Annotated in this window: 13 protein-coding genes; 3 read left to right on the forward strand and 10 right to left on the reverse strand. The window is 61.0% G+C overall.

The features are described from left to right. Positions 1-5: 5 nt before the first annotated feature. The 7 genes from ABEH28_RS02665 to ABEH28_RS02695 all read right to left on the reverse strand — a co-directional run bounded on the left by ABEH28_RS02665 (position 6) and on the right by ABEH28_RS02695 (position 4,727). Positions 6-857 (reverse strand): phosphate/phosphite/phosphonate ABC transporter substrate-binding protein, encoded by an 852-nt coding sequence (locus tag ABEH28_RS02665; protein ID WP_282368484.1) that lies wholly within the window; start codon positions 855-857, stop codon positions 6-8. A gap of 345 nt (positions 858-1,202) precedes the next feature. Next, positions 1,203-2,048, reverse strand: coding sequence for a Brp/Blh family beta-carotene 15,15'-dioxygenase (locus ABEH28_RS02670; RefSeq protein WP_346629008.1), 846 nt, complete (start codon positions 2,046-2,048; stop codon positions 1,203-1,205). Beyond that, positions 2,045-2,743 (reverse strand): bacteriorhodopsin, encoded by a 699-nt coding sequence (locus ABEH28_RS02675; RefSeq protein ID WP_346629009.1) that lies wholly within the window; start codon positions 2,741-2,743, stop codon positions 2,045-2,047. The genes ABEH28_RS02670 and ABEH28_RS02675 overlap by 4 nt, the downstream gene beginning before the upstream one ends. A gap of 183 nt (positions 2,744-2,926) precedes the next feature. After that, positions 2,927-3,103, reverse strand: coding sequence for a DUF1289 domain-containing protein (locus tag ABEH28_RS02680; protein ID WP_346629010.1), 177 nt, complete (start codon positions 3,101-3,103; stop codon positions 2,927-2,929). 2 nt (positions 3,104-3,105) lie between these two features. Beyond that, positions 3,106-3,462, reverse strand: a complete 357-nt coding sequence (locus tag ABEH28_RS02685) for a hypothetical protein (protein WP_346629192.1) — start codon at positions 3,460-3,462, stop codon at positions 3,106-3,108. A 36-nt stretch (positions 3,463-3,498) separates the two neighbouring features. Continuing rightward, a complete protein-coding gene (dmeF, locus tag ABEH28_RS02690; RefSeq protein ID WP_346629011.1) occupies positions 3,499-4,431 on the reverse strand; it encodes a CDF family Co(II)/Ni(II) efflux transporter DmeF in 933 nt (310 codons plus the stop codon). A gap of 20 nt (positions 4,432-4,451) precedes the next feature. Further along, positions 4,452-4,727, reverse strand: a complete 276-nt coding sequence (locus ABEH28_RS02695) for a metal/formaldehyde-sensitive transcriptional repressor (protein ID WP_192172569.1) — start codon at positions 4,725-4,727, stop codon at positions 4,452-4,454. A 287-nt stretch (positions 4,728-5,014) separates the two neighbouring features. Between ABEH28_RS02695 and ABEH28_RS02700 the strand changes: the two genes are divergently transcribed. From ABEH28_RS02700 to ABEH28_RS02710, 3 genes are read left to right on the forward strand one after another with little or no spacing between them, the layout of a single operon-like run. Continuing rightward, positions 5,015-5,908 carry an SH3 domain-containing protein gene (locus ABEH28_RS02700; RefSeq protein WP_346629012.1) on the forward strand — a complete coding sequence of 298 codons (894 nt, stop codon included), beginning with the start codon at positions 5,015-5,017 and terminating at the stop codon, positions 5,906-5,908. Then, entirely contained in the window at positions 5,908-7,821 is a 1,914-nt protein-coding gene (locus tag ABEH28_RS02705) for a hypothetical protein (protein WP_346629013.1), read from the forward strand. Before ABEH28_RS02700 ends, ABEH28_RS02705 begins: the two co-directional genes overlap by 1 nt. After that, the gene (locus ABEH28_RS02710; RefSeq protein WP_346629014.1) at positions 7,818-8,855 is read left to right on the forward strand and encodes a hypothetical protein; all 1,038 of its coding nucleotides are present in this window, start codon (positions 7,818-7,820) and stop codon (positions 8,853-8,855) included. The genes ABEH28_RS02705 and ABEH28_RS02710 overlap by 4 nt, the downstream gene beginning before the upstream one ends. A 127-nt stretch (positions 8,856-8,982) precedes the next feature. Here the strand turns inward: ABEH28_RS02710 and ABEH28_RS02715 are convergent, their stop codons facing one another. The 3 genes from ABEH28_RS02715 to ABEH28_RS02725 all read right to left on the reverse strand — a co-directional run bounded on the left by ABEH28_RS02715 (position 8,983) and on the right by ABEH28_RS02725 (position 19,273). Further along, complete coding sequence (locus tag ABEH28_RS02715; RefSeq protein WP_346629015.1) at positions 8,983-9,744, reverse strand: YoaK family protein; 762 nt, start codon at positions 9,742-9,744, stop codon at positions 8,983-8,985. Between the two features lie 99 nt (positions 9,745-9,843). Beyond that, positions 9,844-10,563, reverse strand: coding sequence for a Crp/Fnr family transcriptional regulator (locus ABEH28_RS02720; RefSeq protein WP_346629016.1), 720 nt, complete (start codon positions 10,561-10,563; stop codon positions 9,844-9,846). A gap of 64 nt (positions 10,564-10,627) precedes the next feature. Beyond that, positions 10,628-19,273 (reverse strand): glucoamylase family protein, encoded by an 8,646-nt coding sequence (locus ABEH28_RS02725; protein ID WP_346629017.1) that lies wholly within the window; start codon positions 19,271-19,273, stop codon positions 10,628-10,630. Positions 19,274-19,354: the final 81 nt, after the last annotated feature.

Genomic DNA, 19,354 nt, shown 5'->3' on the forward strand with positions numbered 1-19,354 from the left:
ATTATTTACTTAAGGTTTGCCGGCAAGCTGCTGTAAAAATCACGATAGGAAGCGTAATCCGCTGCCGTCGCAGGAATGAAAGTAATCGGTGCCGGTGCATGAACTAACTCGGTCGCCTCATGAAGAATCTTGCTGCCGTCTTTATCGTACTGCATGTTAAAAAATGCGTTGGCTACCGCATCAAGTTCTTTCTGAGAAATACGAGGGGAGGCCATGAGGGCTAAATCATTGAACGAGGACGAACTCCACAATACGCGGAACGATTGACCTTCTCTCTCCGTGTAGCCGCTGACAAGCTGTGAATTGACACCCATCGCCTGAGCCTTGCCGCTGAGCAGCTGGCTGAAGGCGCCGTCCATGTTTCCTGCAAATACCGTAGACGTATGTATCCCTTTTTTTACCAGTTCCGAGCTGGTGACTTTGTAAGCAATAAACGCTTCGGGGCCGGGGTACACGACCTCTTTGCCTTCCAGTTCGGAAAGGCTATGGATGGGCGAATCGGCGGGGACCACGATTTGTCCTTCGAGGGCAGGGGCGTCACGGCGGCCAAATACCTTCCAGCCCATTTTGTCGCGCTCAGGGCTGAAGAGATGATTGGTAAATGCAAAATCAACCTCTTGTGCGAGCACATAACTGGTCGTGTCAGAGGAGGTGCGGCCTAATTTCAGCGTGAGGTTCACGCCGCTTTTTTCGGACACGTACCGTATGATCGGGTTCCAGAAAGTGGCTGAGAGATTAAGGTTGTATTGATTGACAGGGGAAAAGTTGTAGACCTTGAGATCTTCAGAGACAGCCACATTTGACAGCGTACAAGACAGCGCCACAATAATAGCTTTGCAGGTTAGGCGTAACGTCACTTTGTAACTCCAGGTGGACACCAGCGTTTGACCCAAAGGTGCTTAGCGTTAAATTCAAACTAAGCAATCCAATACAATCGGCCGCTGCTGGGAGATCTTAAGCGCCGTTCGGTTAAATATTGAGTTAAGTCCATTGGATCCAAGGGGGTCCGTCTTCACTGAACTCAGTTGTGATTTGCCGCATATTCTCACTTGCTTGGGGGCGGCGATCGGAAAGGGGCTTTGGCCGACAAGAAGCGCGTGGCTGTGGGGACGCTCCTGGTTCTCCGGCCTGCGCCCTGAGGAGGCGCGCTGTTCCAGCCTTGGGGAAACGGCGGCCTTCTTTGAACCTTGGTGTGTGAATAGTTACCGCTCAACCAGTCGCGTTGCCGAGCTTGGCTGACTGCTCAAGCCCGCCGGTCGAAAGCGGGGCAATACGATCATATGCGGTACTGCGAAGGCGGTTAACACAACGAACAATGCGCGGATTCCGGTGCCCTCTTGCAGCAAGAAGACAAAACCTCCAACCAAGGTGAAGAGCGCTGCGCCCACCAGAATTGGCCAGGTGAGGCGCAGGTAGGCGGCAAGGTGACCCGCGCGCAACAAACGTTGGCGAATCCTGGTTTGAGGCGCGGCGTGCAGTACATAGAAGCCCACAGCGAAGCCGGCGAGGGGCGGTAACAGCACCACGGCAACCAGCGTGGTCGCTAACCACAGGCAGCGTTGCCGACAAGAGACCAGCAGCAATACCGGTAGCGCGACAATGCCACCTGCGGCGAGTAACCACGTCAGCCGCTCCGCCCAGGCGTGGGATTCTTCCGAGCCGATTGCTAAACCAAGCAACCGGGCGACCTCCGCCTCGTGCACCACTGCCGGACCGCTGATAATGAAAAGTCCCAACGCCAAGGATGTCAGCCGATCGTGGAACAGTTCATCCTCATGGAAGAAATGCCAGGCCGACAGCACTAGGAAAAACACGAGCGTGGTAGCGCTTGCGATCTGCCAGCAGATTAGGCCACCCAAGGCTGCAGCCAGATAGGAGCACAGAAAGGCGGGGCGTCGTGCCGGTGTCACGAGGTGCATGTCGCTTACCCCGTGCAACAGCCCCAAACCCAACCCTACCGCCAGCGCAAACGTCAGTTGCGCCTCTGCTCCGGCCAGGCTGGCAATCACGGCCGTCAACAGCAATGCCAGCCAGCCTATCCTGTTCACGCTGACGCGCCTGACTGCGGTAGAGCGGCACGCAAGTTGCGCTCGGAGGTGAAGGCAAAGACGACCTTGGCCAGGACATCGAGGACCAGAAAAACCCAGATCGTTGCCGCGTCGCTGACCATCCATATGCCTTCTGGCCCGATGGCGAAAACAACGGGGTAGATCAGCCACAGCACAGTGAGGAAAGCGATATTTTTGCGGTAGGCCGCGCCGATAGCTGGACGCTGCCCCGAGAGGCTAGCCAGTGGCTTCCACAACAGATAAAGCACACCGACAAAAGCCGCGCATGACCAAGCAAAAAAGACCCATTTCAGGGTGCCGTAAGGCGCCAGCGAGGCGATCAGTCCCGCCACTATCATGATCACATCCAGGGTCACGATAGACGCCACAAAACCGGCTTGCCCCTCCTGCTCACGGGTGCCCAGATAGGCGGAACTCACGACCCCGGCCAGCAGCAACGGTGTCGTTAAGCCCCAGTCGACGTAACGAGCGAGATACGTGACGCTGTCATCCGGTTTGATCAGATTACCGACGCCCAGGTACATGCAGAGGTAGGCTGTTGCAGCGATAAAAGGTACGGCTGAGTGAAGCAGAGTGTGGCCGCGCAGTGGGCCACTGTGAACGCCTTTGGCATAGATGGCCAAAGAGGCAAGCGACATGATGACAAAGCCTAGGAGCAGAGGTATTGGGGTCATTGCGCGTGTCCAGAGAGTCTATGAGATCGGTTTGGCGAAGCCTTCTCCCATCCAGAGTGGAATTAGACGAGCGCCGCAATCAGATAGAGAAGTCACGAACTAAAATGGTTCAAGATGTTTCGTGGGCGTTTAAACACGCGGCTGTCGGGCCTCCCGTCAACCTTCACCGCGCTGCTGTTCTTGCTATTTTTTGTCAAGTTGCTTCAGAAGAGCGCTCGCCCTTAGCACGGCCGCCATCTTTTCAGGGCGCTTCATGCGTTTCCACTTTCTGATGTCTTCCTTGGTCCGGCCACAACTCACACACAGATCACCCCTGAGCTGGCACACAGCGATGCACGGATTTTCGATTTCCTTCGCCATCGTCAGTGATCCTTAGCCAGTCGCTTCTGCCAGTTGCCACTGTGACTGCGCTGGCATTCTTCCTCAGAGTCAAAGCGGACATTGCGATCTGACAGCTTCAGAGCAATGCCGGCTTCATTCAACGCAATGGCCGTCAGCTCAAAAAGGCGAGCCTTCGCTTCAACCTGGGCGAGCTTCCTGTCCGCGAGCGTTTCGAACACCCAGATCACGTTCAGGGTTTCAGCCAACGCCTCCAGGTCAGCAAGGTGGGTCAGCCAGGTGAAGCCTTTGATTTCACCTTTTGCGGTTTCGCACGCGTCGGTCAGCGTCGCAATTAACCGACGTTCGATTCGCGCCTGTTCACGTTTGCCGGGTGGCATCGCAATTTCCTTTTGATGAGGGGCAGAGGTGATCAATCAGACCGGTCGAAATTCGACCGTCAGATGCCTGACTTCATGGACCGGCTGGAGACGCTCACGAATGGTGTCGGCGTTCGCAGTGGCCGCGCCAAGGACGCTGACGATGGCCGCATGGGCTTGGGGTCCAACCCGCCAGACGTGCAAGTCGGTGATCGTGGCATCCCCCGGTTCTTCAACCAACTGGCGGATCTCCTCGGCCACGTGTGCGTCAGTCTGATCGAGCAATACGCCTGCGGTGACTTTCATCAAGGTCCATGCCCACCGCGCGATAACGATGGCGCCGACGATGCCCATGGCCGGGTCCAGCCACACCCAGCCCAGGTAGCGACCGGCGAGCAGTGCAGCGATGGCCAGCACCGACGTCAGCGCGTCTGCGATGACGTGGACATAGGCCGATTTCAGATTGTTGTCGTTGCCATGATGGGCATGGTTATGGCCGTGATCATCATGATGATGGTCATGATCGTGTCCGTGACTGTGCCCGTGGCCCAGCAACAGGGCGCTGACGATGTTGACCATCAACCCGGCAATCGCGATGAGGGTAGCGGTGCCGAACTGAACGTCCGTTGGCTGCAAGAGGCGCATGACGGACTCGATGCCGATCCCCAGGGAAACCATACCGAGGATCAGCGCCGACGCAAACCCGCCCAGATCTCCAACCTTTCCTGTGCCGAAGCTGTAACGCTGGCTGGACGCGTTACGCTTGGCATACCCATAGGCGGCCGCGGCGATGCCCAATGCACCGGCATGGGTGGCCATGTGAAAACCATCGGCCAGCAACGCCATCGAGCCCGTGACATACCCGGCGGCGATTTCACCCACCATCATCACAACGGTTAGTGCCACGACCCACAGTGTGCGCCTGGCATTCTCATCGTGGGCTGAGCCGAGGAACACGTGGTCGTGTGCGTAGTTGATGCTGCTGTTCATGAGTGACCGCCGGGATGTGTTCACTTGGAATAACGACGAATGGCTTCAAGAAGCTCTTCGACACCTTTGCTGCGCTCGGCTTCGCTGAGACCCGGATCCGCAATATGCGCGCGGGCGTGGTCTTCAATGATCTCCTCCATCAAGCCGTTGATGGCCCCGCGAGTGGCGGCGACAAGGTGCAGTGTCCTGGCGCAGTCGAGATCCGACTCCAATGCCCGTTCGACGGCCTGGAGTTGTCCGGCGATGCGCTTAACACGCTTGAGAAGATCGTTTTTGTTTGCTGCGATATGACCCATCGGATTCACCCCTGCCAAGACGGAATGCAGCATAGGGGTACCCCCTATCCCTATGCAAGGCTCGTTTGGAAGCGGAGCGTTGGCTGGCTGATGCAGTCGTAAAGGCTGTTGCTCCAGTCGCAGCCCGCTGTTCTTCCCCCGAACCGCCTGTCAGCCATAAAAACGGTTGTGACTCTTTTGGAATTTGTGTGTAATCCGCGCACTTCTTCAGGGATGAAGGCCAATCAACGATTTCACCGTGCTAACTCATCCCTGCATATCTCTCCTTCACCTCAGAGGACTGTGCGATGGGTTTGGCAAAAAAGGCCACTGCTGCGTTGCTCGTGTTGAGCATTGGTTTTTCATCCGGTTGCGCCACGTCGGGTCCCGACTGGGCTAACAAGGAAAACATTGGCACCGTAATCGGCGGCGCCGCTGGTGTGCTGATCGGCAGCCGCATCGGCGGCGGAGGCGGCCGAACCGCAGCGATGTTGATCGGCGGCCTGGCTGGCGCATTGTTGGGCAAAACCATCGGCGCGAAGATGGATGAAACCGACCGTCTCGCCCTCGCTGCACAAACCCAGCAAGTCCTCAACAGAAACCAGGACGGCCAGGCCGCTACCTGGCAGTCCAATCACAGCGGCAGCAGCGCGCAGATCACCCCGGTGAGTACCGAAACGCAGTCGCGGCAGGTGGCGGTAAAGCGCCTGCCGAAGATTCAGCCGGTCACCGACATGACCGTCATCAATAAACCTTACCGCACCATCAAGTCGGCCAACCTGCGCAGCGCGCCGGACAGCAGTGCCGACAAAGTGGGTGGGTTACCCCCGAGTTCGACGTTCACCGCTTTGGGCCGCACCCACAATGACTGGATCATGGTAGGTCGCCGTGGCGTCACCGTAGGCTATGTGTATGCCCCACTGGTGGAGGCCGTTGCGCCCAAACCCATGGCGGTTGCCAGCAGTGCTGCCACACAAGGCTCCGCCGACAACGCCACTGACCTGGACAACCTCGACGTTGCCAGCGCTGCGAAACAGGGCGTGGACCTTGACGCCATCGACGCCAAACCGGTGGAAGACAAACTGACCGCGCAGACGACGTGCCGCACGATTACCTACGACGTCAAAGCCAAGGACAGTCAGGCTGAGAAGCAAACCGTCAAGGCCTGCCAGGCGGGTGACGGCGCTTGGGAACTGATTTGATGAGCAGCGTAAGCAAACTGTTGCCACTGACCCTGTTGGCGCTTGCCGTGTGCCCGAATGCCCATGCTGCTGCCTACCGGCTGGCCTTTTCCAAAGGCGAGAACGTCGAAGTCTTCGTGGACCATGCCGACAATCAGCCGTGGTGCACAAACCCGCTGGCGCTGCGTTTTGCCTTCGCCGGCAAGCCGGACAACGATGCCGTCGCGCGCCTGCTGCCCAAACTCGGCGGCCTGCTGGCCAGCCAGTGCCCAAGTGCTGCCACGGTGAACTGGAAAAGCTACAACGCTCAAGGCCAGATCGTTGCCAATGGGGTGGCTGCCAAGGCGGAGGAATGGTCCAGCCATGTCGTCGTGGCTGACATGCCGGCCGTGCCAGCAGCCGAGGTTGCCGCTGCGCCTGTCTCCGAGCCAAACCCGGCCCCGGTGCCGCCCGTTCCTGCACCCGTTGCTGCTGTGGCCCCAGTCCAGCCGCCAGTTCCTGCACCGGCTCTGACGGAAGATCGAGTTCCATCCCCGGCTCCTTCACCCGTTGTGGCTGCAGATCCAGTCCCACCGCCTGTGCCCGCCGCCGCAGCTCCACAACCGTCTGAATCGGCGCCGGTTCCGCCGTCCCCTGCGCCCAAAGCCATCATTCCCGTGACGCCGGCTTTTGCGGTATCCGGCTGGACGCCGCCGTCCGAGGCCGACGCGATCAAGGCTGCCACCTTTTTCCTGGAGCTCAAAGACCAGAACGGTTGCCTGTTTCGTACCACCTACAAGCCAGACGGCGACACCCGCTTCGTGAGTGCAAAATCCACCGGTGTCACCTGCGGTTCCGATGGCTACGCTGCAGGTGAGGGGGCAGTGGTGGTGCTACGGGCAGACGGGGTGAAGCTGAAGGAATATGAAGGCAGTTTTCATCAAGGCATCCCGTTCAACAAACAAGCGCCGCAGCTTCCTATCGTAGGCTTTGATAACCAGAAAAACGCCCTGATGCTGCTCTCCAGTGACCCGGCCAGCGGCATCCATTACTTGCTGCGAGCGTCTTACAGCTGGAGTGGCTATTGGGATACCCGCAGTCCGGCGCTGGTGGCCGTGACCGAAAACCAGGAGCTTTTCCGCCAGCTTGAAACCATTAAAACCACGGTGTTCACCGCCCTGAGCGCTCTGGACCAGGTCCAGCCGAAAACCCCGAACGTCAGCTTCATCGCCGTTCGAGATGTACCGCAGGGGCTTGTGAAGAATGACCGCGACAGCTGGCTGTATGAATCCAATATCAACCGGAACTGGAGCAGCAAAAGCTGGCAGTTCAACCCGCAAAACGCCAACAACTACCTGTTTATGCATGAAGCGCAGGTCGCTGAGCAACAACGCGCTGCGGACCGTCAGCGCCAGTACGAAGAGCAGAGAAAACTTGAGCAGGCCGGCTACCAGGCCCAGACCCAGCTCCAGCAGTTTGCCCAGCTGAAAACCGAAAGCAGCGACGCTAAATACATCCAGTCTCGCCTGCTGACCGACGTCAGCTATGCGCCCACTTCCGGGGGCGGCTATGCGCGGCTGGTGGCCGGGGGCAAAGCTGCTTATAGCCAGATCGTGCACATTGTCGGCAAGACGGATGGACGCTGGGAAACCGATTACCCCTATGAGTCGCAACTGGATGTGGTCGGCCCCAACCTTAAGCCTGAGAAGGGCTGGTTCCTGGCCAAAGGCGAGGTCACTCTGGACCCGGTCAAGCGAGACAGCGAAGACCTGCCGCTGACCCTGGTAGCGGTGACTTACCTGCAAGCCTGCGCCGAAGACGGCTGCACCGATTTACGTGATCCGCTGAAAATCATGCGCATGCAGTTGGGCGACGACAGCTGGACGCCCGACGCGGCGCGCCAGGTATTCAAACAGGCCTGGCCTGACCGGAACATTCAGGGGGATGTGCAATGATCCAGAAAAAACTGCTTGTCCCTGCTGCGGCTGTGGCGATACTCGCTGCGGGCTACTTTGGCTTGTGTGCCTATGCAGGCAAACAGGCCCAGAAGCGCCTCGATGACTTTGTGTATGACAACCATCTCAATGGGACTGTCAGTTGGGCCTCGGTCAGCTCCTCGCCCTTTGGCGGCAAGGTTGTGATCAAGGGCGTCGAGTTTGGTGAGGGCAAGGCAGGCGGTCTGCGCGCCGATAAAGTCATCGTGACCGACCTGATCAACAATGACAGCCGCAGTCGTGTGCGCATCGAAGCCAGCGGCATACAGGCTTCCAGCAGCTCGCTGCAAAGTCTGCAGGACCTGGGCGGAATGGCCGGCCTGATGGGGATGGGCGGTGGCTCAAGGGGCATGAATAATTTTGGCCCGTTATTAAGCAGCGGCCGCAACGAGCTCAAACCGTTCGACCTCATGCTGTTCCTGGACCTGGATGACGGCGCTACCCGCGCCACCGGTGAGACCTTGTTGGACATGCCAGACCTGTTCACCTTTAGCGCCAGCTACCGCATGGATAACGTCAAGGACCTTCACCGTACGATCAATGACTTGCAGCGCGGCGGCGAGATGGCCGTCTACGGGTTGCTCGGCGGTGCAGCGCAAGGCGTGCAGGCCGCATTCGCCCGAGCCGAATTAAGCGAATTGAACGTCAGTTTCAAGGACAAGGGCATGGTCAAACGCAGCGCATTGCTCGAACAACGCTACGCCACGCCCTTGGACCCGACTGCCGGCAGTGCCGACAAACAGCGCCAGGCCTGGTTCGAGAAAAGCCTCGATAACTGGCAGAAAAGTTGTGAAAGCGGGATGCGGGAAAAAGCCCCGATGCTCAGTGATGGCTGCGAACTGATGGTCAAACTGTTCAAAGGCAAAAACGACGGCATCCAGCTGAGCGTCGACCCCAAAGACCCGGTCCGGGTCATGGACCTGATGAGTCTGTTTGGCGGCGGCAATAGCAGGCAGGTGCTGGAGCGGCTGAATCCGGAGGTGAGCTCGCTGTAGGTTCAGCGGGACTGACACTGCTTTCTGTGATCAGGATGACGTGCGTGCTCACTTGTAGAAGCGGTTGGCAACCGTTCGGCTGCTTCGCTTGGCGTGTCGATCCTGTACGGGCACGTCTGCCGACAGGTCACCCACGCACTGCACGGCGGACATACCGCCGCACATCGTCCAGCGCAGGCACAACGGCCAGTACTCCGAGGACCAGCGAGAGCGGCACAGTGGCGATGTACCCGACGTGTTTAAACCCGTACGCACCCGCCACCCCGCCGGCGAAAAAGCTCAAGGCCAGTACGGCCAATATTTTCAGGCGCGCACGGTTCGCGAGCACTCGCGGCTGCCCGGGCGGGGTGGCGCCATTGCAGTAAAAGAGTTTGCCCAGCTCAATGCCGATATCAGTGACGATGCCGGTAACGTGCGTCGTCCTGATTTCGGCTTTGGAAACCTTGGTGATGAGGGCATTTTGCAGGCCCATGATGAAGCACAGCAGCATCACGGTCAGCGACACGATCATGCCGTCCACCGCCGCCAGCCTGGCGCCCAGAAAGCCGAAGCAGATCAGCAAAAAAGCTTCTAACAGCAGCGGTAGCGCAAACGCGCTGTGCAGGCGTCTGCGGCGGGAGTAGTTGACCATGATGGCTGAACAGGCCGCCCCTGCCATGAAGGACAGCAAGGCGCTGCCGCCGCGCACGACCAGTTCGTACGCACCCAACACCGCGTTGTCGGCCATGGACGAGACGATGCCGGTCATGTGCGAGGTGTACTGCTGAACCGCCAGAAAGCCCCCGGCATTGATGGCCCCGGCCACAAAAGCCAGGGCGAAGCCAAGGTGCCGGTTAGCGGCGGGGGTGCGTCTTCTGCCGGTCAGGCTGCGGATGTATCTGATCGCCATCAAAGGGTCCCGTGGATGCTGAAGTTCCTGAGGCCGTTTTTATCCGATCTGTGCAATCACCGTATCGAGCCTTCAAGACCCTAATGATGACCCGATCACTCACGTTTGTCGGGTGTAGCTCAGCAAGCGGTCGGACTCGGCCTTCACCACTGAATAACATTCGCAGCTCAACTGTTCCAGTCGCGAGCGGTCAAGGACCTTGATCTGGCCCCGGCTGTATTCGATGATGCCTTGGCGCTGCAGTTTGCCCGCTGCCTCGGTCACGCCTTCTCTGCGAACACCCAGCATGTTGGCCATGAGTTCCTGGGTCATGGTCAGCTGATTGCCTGCCAGCCGATCCAGCGACAACAGCAACCAGCGGCACAACTGCTGATCGATCGAATGGTGCCGATTGCACAAGCCGGTCTGTGACATTTGCGCAATCAAGGCCTGGGTGTAGCGCAGCATGAGCAGCAACAGGTCGCCGTGACGATCGAACTCTTCCTTGAGTTTATGGCCGGCCAGCCGGAACGCTCCCCCGGCGCTCTGAACAACGGCGCGGCTGGACGTGCTCTCGCCGCCCATGAACACCGCGATGCCGACAAGCCCTTCGTTGCCGACCACGGCGATCTCTGCCGAGGCGCCGCTTTCAGTGACCTGCAGCAGGGACACGATCGAGTCGGTGGGAAAGTACACATGACGCAAGGTGTCCCCGGGCTCATACAGCACCTCGCCCAATACCAGAACCACCCATTCCATGTGCGGCGCCAGCCGACTGAGTTCTTCATCGGCCAGCGCAGCCAGCAAGTGATTGTCGATCGGCTGCGGCGCGGTGCACATACGGAAACTCCGGAAGAGGGGACGACCAACAGAGAGTACTCCAGCGCGGCGCCGGCACTGGAGGTCAATCATCGGCCGCCTTCGCGTATTCCCCTGCCGCTGACGCTGCGGGCCGCGAGCCGCCGCACTCAATGCGCACCCGGCGTTCCACGCCATCATTCACCAGCGTAAGCGTGTCACCCTCGACCGGCTCGCCATCCAGAGTCATTGAGCTGCCCTGGGCATCGCCGCGGACCACCTCGAAGTGATACTGCGTCTCTGCGAATCGGTAGCTCAGGGTAAACCCGGGCCAGTCCACCGGCATCAGAGGGTTTAGCTGCAGCAGATTGCCGGTGCGTTGAAGCCCCAGCAGCGACTCGACGCCCAAACGGTACATCCAGCCTGCGGAGCCGGTGTACCACGTCCAGCCGCCCCGTCCTGCATGGGGCGCAATGCCGTAGACATCCGCCGCCATCACGTAGGGCTCGACTTTATAGGTGTCGATCCTGGCGCTGTTGAGAGGGTCGGCCGGGTTGATCATGTGCAACAGCTCCCAGGCTTTGGTCGTGTCGCCCAGCTGCGCAAAGGCCATTGCCGCCCAGACAGCCGCGTGGGTGTACTGCCCACCGTTCTCGCGCACGCCCGGCACATAGCCTTTGATGTAGCCCGGGTCTTGCAGGCCTTTGTCGAAAGGAGGGTCGAGCAGCAGGACGGCGCGGATGTCCGGTTTGACCAAGTACTGATCCACCGCCTGCATCGCCTGATGCTGGCGGGCGGGTGATCCGGCACCGGACAACACCGACCAGCTCTGGGCGATGGAATCCAGCCGACACTCATCGTTGACGGAGGAGCCCAGCGGCTGCCCGTCGTCAAACCAGCCGCGGCGATACCACGCGCCGTCCCAGGCAGAGGCTTCCAGGTTGTCACGCAGCTGTTTCGCCTGTTCGCCGCAGCGTGCTGAGAATTCGCTGTCGCCGTGACGTTCGGCGAGCCGTGCGAAGCGTTCAAGCACCTGACAACCGAAAAAGCCCAGCCAGACGCTTTCACCCCGGCCGAGATAGCCCACACGATTCATGCCGTCGTTCCAGTCGCCACTGCCCATCAGCGGCAGACCGTGTTCGCCACGGCTGAGGCTGTGCTCGATGGCGCGGACACAGTGCCGATACAGCGGCTCCTGCAGCGGCGATACTCCGGGCAAGTCGTAATAGGATTCCTCACCCGGACCCAGCGCGCGCCCTTCAAGGTAGCCGGCGGGTTCGTCCAGCACCGACAGATCATCGGTGACCTCGACGTAGCGACTGGTGGCGGCCACGAGCCACAGGAAATCATCGGAGCAGGCCGTGCGCACGCCTCGATTGAGGGGCGGGTGCCACCAGTGTTGAACGTCGCCCTCGGCGTATTGATGATTCGCGCACAGCAACAGATGCGCCCGCGCCGCCGCCGGGTCGGCATGAATCATCGCCATGCTGTCTTGCAGCTGATCGCGAAAGCCGATGGCGCCGCCCGACTGGTAATAGCCGCTGCGGGCAAGGAACCGGCAGGCGATCACTTGATACATCAACCAGCCGTTGAGCATCACGTCCAGGGCCGGCACGGGCGTCTTCACCTGAACAACGGAAAGCACCGAGCGCCAGTGATCCTTCACTTTCTGCAACTCCGCCGCCGCCACCTGCACGCCTTTGTAGCGTTGCACCAACTGGGTGGCCGCCTGGGGATTTTTCTCCGCTCCCAGCCGCAAGACCACTTCCGTGCCCTGGCCGTGTGCGAGCGCCACCGTCACCTGTATCGCGGCGCACGGGTCCAGACCGCCACCGGTTTTTCCGGACAGCCCCTTATGCCGCATCGCGGCGGGAGACTGCAAACTGCCGCAACGTCCGATGAACTCGGTACGGTCCGCCGTGACACTGTGATCGACGGAGTCGGTATCGAAAAACGCCACACGCTCGCTGAATTCCACCGACCAGGCGTTGCGCGCAAACAATGCGCCGCTGGCAGGGTCCGAATGGGTGACCACGTGCATGGCTGATTTGCTGCGCAGATCGCCCAGGACCCACTCCACATAGCCCGTCACCGTCAGGTTGCGCTCACGCCCCGACACATTGCGCAGCACCAGCCTGGAGAACTTGATCGGCGCATCCAGCGCCACGTAAACCCAGAGCTCGCTCTGAATGCCGTCTTCCTCGTGCTCGAACACGGTGTAACCAAAGCCATGGCGCGTTCGGTAAGCGCCAGTGCCCGAGGCAGGTTGGGGGGTGGCTGACCAGAAATGCCCGGTGTCTTCATCCCGCAGGTAAATGACCTCGCCGACGGGGTCGCTCACCGGGTCGTTGTGCCAGGGCGTCAGGCGGTATTCGTGGGCATTTTCGGCCCAGGTGTAGGCGCTGCCGGACTCCGAGACCACTGTGCCCATCTGGGCATTGGCAATCACGTTGGCCCAAGGCGCTGGTGTGGGATGGGAGGCCGGTGCGTTGATGATGTACTCACGCCCATCCTGGCTGAATCCACCGTAGGCGTTGCTCAATGGCAGCGACATGGGCAACGGGGCAAGGGCCTTCGATGGCACTGGCATATAAAGGCGGGTCGCTACAAACGGCGCGTGCACCCGGACCACGCGGCGGCGCTGAACCTGTTCGGCAAGCGTCCCCAGTCCTTCGGAAAACACCAGGCGCGCAGCCGACAGGATCAGCGTGCGGTCCTCGTTCGACATCTGCTGCGCCATCCGCACGAATAGGCCGCCCGGCCGGTCCACCAGCGTGGCTTCGCTGCCGGAAGTGACCAGTCCCATGATCGCGTCCTGCAGTTGCTGGCGATAACCCACCTGATCTTCGTTGCAGATCAACAGATCCGTCAGCAGGCCTTTCTGGCGCCAGTAGGCGTGGGCCTGAATCATCTTCTGGACCAGCTCGATATTCTCGAGGCTTCTGACCTGCAACAGCACGATGGGAAGGTCGCCTGAAATCGACTGCCCCCACAGGCCTTGCTGATTGCGCAGGTTGGCCGCCAGCACGGTGCTGTCGGCGCGCAGGCCTGCGTTGGCGTAAATCAGTGACGAGGCCATCTGCTCAAACAAACGGGCATCGGCGGGGGAAACGTTGAGCTGACGCAGCAGCACCTGACTGTGGGTCCATGACAGATCGAAAACCCGATCCGCCAGGTGCCGATCCCGGTATTTGTTGATCAGGGAGAGGCAGTCGTCGCGACTGTCCGCGACGCCCGTCACTAGATCGATGGTGCCTTGCTGCCCGGGCTGCAAAGTGATCCGGCAGCGTATGGCGACAATCGGGTCCAGGACCGGGCCGGCGCTGCCCGACAGTTGCTCGCAGTCCGGGTCCAGCGCTGCCGGCGACTGGGTGCTGCGGCCGCGACCGATGAAGCGCGCGCGGTCGGTCTCGTAGGAAATGGCCTGAATATCCACCCCGTGAGCCGCGAGCAGGTGGCACATCCACGGCGTGTGCTCATCGCTGGCGCGGGGCCGACGACTGCAAACGATGGCTTGCAGCGGCAGCAGCAGCTCGGTCTGCACGAACAACTTGCTGAACGCCGGGTGCATGGCGTCCGTTTCCGGTGACGCCAGCACCACTTCTGCGTAGGTGGTGATCTCCAGCGTCCTCGCAGATTCCCCTCGGTTGGTCACGTGCAGGCGGCGCAGCTCGATGTTGTCTTCAGGGGAAACGACGATTTCCATATGGGTGTCGAAACCCAGTTCCCGGGTGCGGAACTCGGCACGGGCATCGCTGAAAATAGCCTCGTGGCTCTCGGCCCGGTGCAAGGTCGGCTGAAAGGCGGTCGACCAGACGGCGCCGGTGGCAACGTCCCTCAAGTAGCAGAACGTGCCCCAGTGATCGCGAGTGGTGTCTTCCTGCCAGCGGGTGGCGGCCATGTTTTCCAGGCGGCTGTAACCCCCGCCTGCGCTGCTGAGCATGACGTGGTACTTGCCGTTGGACAGCAATTGCACCGCCGGGCGCTTGAGTCCCGGATTGGCGAACACCCTGAGGTCATTCTCCTGGCCGGCGCCTGTATCCCCTGCGGCCGGCTGCTGGGCGGTTTGCAGGTAAGGCGCTGCGACTTTGGGCACCCGCTCTTGCAACAGCAGCAGGGCCGACTGCAGGGCAGGGTCGGATTCAAACCGCCGTTGCATGGGCTGATTGAGCAACACACTGGCCAAGGCCAGCAGACTCATCCCCTGATGGTGGGCCATGAAGGACTGCACCCAGATGTAACGCTGGCCCCGGGGCAGACGCGCTTCGGTGTAATCAATCGCTTCGTAGAATCCGTAGCGCCCGCAGGCGCCTTTGCGGGCAAGACGCTGCAGGTTTTTGCAGGCCGCCTCGGCGTCCACCATCAAGGCCAGCACGCTGGCGTAAGGCGCAACAACCACGTCGTCGCCCAGCCCGCGCTTGAGGCCCAGGGCCTGCACGCCGAACGCCCGGTACTGATAATTGAAATGCGCATCCAGCGTGTAATAACCCGATTCCGATACCCCCCACGGAATGCCCAGGCGTTTCCCGTGTTCGATCTGCACGGCCACCGCCGCCCGGCAGGTCTGGTCAAGCAGACTGCCGTCGTAATTGGGCATGACCAGCATGGGCATCAGGTATTCGAACATCGAGCCGGACCAGGACATCAAGGTCGGTACGCCGGCGCAGTCACCGAGCAGTCGCCCGAGGGTGAACCATGCCCGCTGCGGAATCTGCCCCTGAGCGATGACCACGAAGTTGGTCAGGCGTACTTCCGACGCCAGCAGGTCGTAATAGCCGGTGTCCAGGCGACGCTCGTCGGCGTTGTAGCCGATCACGAACAAGTCGCGCTTGTGGTCATAAAGCAGGGAGAAGTCCATCTGCGCGAGATCCCCCGTCAGCAGGATCAGGCGATCGATCCGGGCGATAGCGGCGAGGGCGGCCTGGCGGACCGCGTCTATTCGCGGGTGATCCTCCCCAGCCCAGTCAGCTTCATCCAGTGTGGACAGCTCCCGCAGCGTGCGGCGACGGGGTTGTCGGCCAGCCAAAGGCGCGGGCAGTCGATAACGTTCGAGGGCCGCGATCCAGTCATCACACTGGGCGAGCAATGCGGTTTGCCAATATGCGCTGTCTTCGGTGCTGCCCGCCGGCATGGCCGCCACCCGAGCACGAACGGTCTGTAACGCCGTCAACAGCCTATCGGTTTCATTGCTTCCGGCGGGCGCTTCGAGCAGGGAATAGAGCGTGGTCAAGGTGCCGGCGGTGTCCGTCGTTTCAAGCAGCGTGTCCAGCGTGATGCGCAGCCCCTTGAGCATGGCAGCATCGAACACCGCCGCGTCGGGCAGCTGGATCAAACCCGCACGCAGGGTCAGTAGGTGCCCGGCCAGGTTGCCGCTGTCAACGGTGGAGATGTATTGAGGGCGCAGGGGCTTGAGTGTCTGCGTGTCATACCAGTTGTAAAAATGCTGCTGATAACGCTCCAGGCTGTCCATAGTGTCCAGCGAGGCGGACAAGCGCTGCAGCAGTCGGTCGGTGCTGAGATAGCCGAAGTCGTGGGCCGCCAGATGCGCAAGCAAGGCCATGCCCATGTTGGTCGGGGAGGTCCGGTGGGCGATCACCGATTTCGGCTCTTCCTGAATATTGTCAGGGGGCAGCCAGTTATCCTGCGGCCCGACGAGTTCGTCGAAGAACGCCCACGTCCGCCGCGAGAGCACCTGAAGGAAGCGCAATGCCTCCACCGAGGGCTCGAATACGGCATTTTCCGGCATCGCGCTCAGGCGCCAGGCGATCCAGGGGCCGGCAGCCCAGGCGAGCAGGAACGGCATGGCAATCGCCAGCGCGAGCGGGTCAGTCAGCAAGCCGGCGAATCCGCAGAGGGCGAGCAGAGGGCCGAACCACATCTCGCGGTAGAGCGCCGGCAGCGGGTTTTGCGTGTTGCGCTCGACTTCGCGGGAGGGTTGCCATTGCAGCAAAAGGCGGCGGCTGAACAGGATGCGCCAGAGCGAGCGCGCAATGGCGCCCACGCTGTAATACATCTCGAACAGCAACCATGCGACGGTGGCAGCGATCTGGGCGAGGTCTTGCCCCAGACTCCGGCACAGCGCGGCCAGGTATTGCCGATAAGGCACGTTCAACGGCGGTTGCAACCCATCAGTAAGGGTCCTGAGCAGCGGTTGCATGACCAGCAGGCCAACCACCGCCAAGGTCCAGGCCAGCGGTTCACTGCTGGCGAACCAACCCCAGGCCAGCATCAGCAACACCGCCGCCGGCTCCAGGCTGCGGCGCAGGTTGTCGAGGATTTTCCAGCGGGCCATGACGTCGAGACGGTTGCGTGCCCATTCGCCGCGCGTATTCAGGGTCCAGGGCAGGATCCAGGGGATCAGTTGCCAGTCACCGCGAATCCAGCGATGACGTCGTTTGACGTCCACGCTGTAGCGAGACGGGTATTGCTCGTACAACTGCACGTCGCTGAGCAGGCCCGACCGGGCGTAGCAGCCCTCGATCAAATCGTGACTGAGGACCTGGTTGTCCGGCAGACAGCCCTCCAGCGCACAGGTGAACGCGTCGACATCGTAGATGCCCTTGCCAATGAAGGAGCCCTGTTTGAACAGGTCCTGATAGATGTCCGAGACCGCCCGGGTGTAGGGGTCAACGCCGCCGCCACTGCCGAACAGGCGCGAATAGATCGAGCGGGGGGTGCTGGTCAGGCTGATGCCGACCTGGGGTTGCAACAGCGCGTACCCGGAAATGACACGCTCACGGCTTGCATCGAACACCGGGCGGTTGAGTGGATGCATCATCGCGGCCACACACTGGCGGGCCACCTCGCCCGGCAGCAGGGTGTCGGTGTCAAGGGTCAGCACATAACGCACCGTACCAAGGGCCGAGGTGTCACCCACGATGGTGGTGAAACGGTCTTCGCCCGCGCCACGCAGCCACGCGTTGAGGTCGGTCAGCTTGCCGCGTTTGCGCTCGTGGCCCATCCACGCGCGTTCACTGGCGCTCCAGCGGCGAGGGCGGTGAAACAGGGAAAACCGCGCCGGCAATTCGTCCGCATACTTGCCGTTGAGCCGATTGATCGCCTCTGCGGCATAGGCGAGCAGGTCGGCATCCGGCGCTTGCACTTCAGTGGGTGAATCGAGGAAATCGGTCAGCAGCGCGAAGAAAAGATTGCTGTCGCGATTGGCCAGGAACCTGACCTCCAGGCCTTCGACCAATTCGTCGACGTCCGGGCGCGAACCGATCAGCGTCGGAACGGCGACCAGCGTGCGCGCCTCATCGGGAATCCCGTCGGCGTAATCCATCTTCGGCAGCATGGCGGGCAGCAGGCTGAACGTGACCAGCCAGTTGATGAGGCTGAAGGCCAGGCGACTGGTCATGACCAGGCAAGGCACTGCCAGTGCGATGAGCGCGAGATCAGGCAGTCCGTCACGGTGTGCCGAGGACAGCAGCGGCAGCGCAAAAATAATCGTCAGGGCACCGGCGGGTGCCAGGTAAAACGTCAGCGGTGAGCTTTGCAGCAGGCGTTTCCAGCGTTCGTGAAAGGGCACACGGGCGCCGAGGTTTTCTTCAAGAACGCCGATTCCGGGGCCCACCAGAAAAAAACCGATATGGCGGACGAGATCATCTCCGGCTGAAGCATCCCGGTGTTCCCGGGACAGCGCCACAACGGTCTGCGCGACGGACATCTCAGTGCGTCCACTGCGCCGGGCCAGCCGTTCGATGACGTGGCGATAGCTGTCGCGGGTGGCGAAGTCCATGCGCGGATAGACCTCGGCCGGGTCCTGTTGGAGGGTCTGCTCCACATGGCTCATGGCTTCGACAAACTCACGCCAGGGGGTCGCTGACAGCAGGCGCAGGCTCGCGATGCTGTTGCTGATGGACATCTGATCCGCAGACTGCTGCTGCGCATCGAATTGCACCTGCCGCTCGATACTCGAACCGGTCTCGGCGAGCAACTGCTCGATCCAGTTGAGCGGCAGCGCCAGGGCAGCGCTTTGACCCTGCAGCCGGCGGGCGAACTCGGCCACGAATGCAGCGGTCATGGGCGGGGCAGAATGAGCCATGTCAGCGACGCTCAGCACCACGCTTTTCACGTCGTGCTCGGATACCTCGATGAGCCGCTCGGCCCAGTCATCGGCCAGATTACGATCGTCCCAGTTGGCCATGACCCGTGAGGCCACCCGCCGCAGGTTCTCGATCAAGGCCAGGCGCAGCATGATCGGAATGGCCCACAACTCGCCCAGCGTCAGCGGCATGACCGTCTGATAAGAGACGACGAAGCGCTTGAGGCTCAATTCGTCAAAGCGGCCATCACCGTGGGAAATCGTCTCCAGGGCAATGTCATAAACCCTCGGCAGGCCGCTGGAAGGCCCATTGCTCAGGCGCGGCAACTCACGGCTGTAACCCTTGGGCAGGTGGGACCGTGCGGTGCGGATGTGATCTTCGATGAGGAAAAAATTATCGAGCAGCCACTCGGCGGCAGGGGTCATACGGCGCTCGGACGCCTGGGCTTGAGTCAACGCACTGCAGCTCTCCTTGAGCAATGCCTCGTTGTCATCCAGCCTGCCCAGTAGAAAGTCCCGCGTGGTGACTGCGCCGAGCTGATGTTGGTTGGCCAGGGCAATGCCGTGGCTGGCCATCTGGTCGGCGTTGAAGAGTTCGGCGCGTAGCAGCCGTTCGTAGGCGAACGCAAGCTTCGGATGGGCTCCGGCGCGACCCGCCAGCCTGACCCGGGAGATCGCCTGTTTGGTGCGTGTCCATGTGCTCGTCATTAGTTTCCCTTAAATGACTTGCACTCCGGCGGACGCAGCGTGTTGGGCGGTGTGCACAGCGGAGCGCCGGCACCGATGTGC

The sequence above is a fragment of the Pseudomonas sp. Ps21-P2 genome (assembly GCF_039672565.1).
GTDB lineage: Bacteria > Pseudomonadota > Gammaproteobacteria > Pseudomonadales > Pseudomonadaceae > Aquipseudomonas.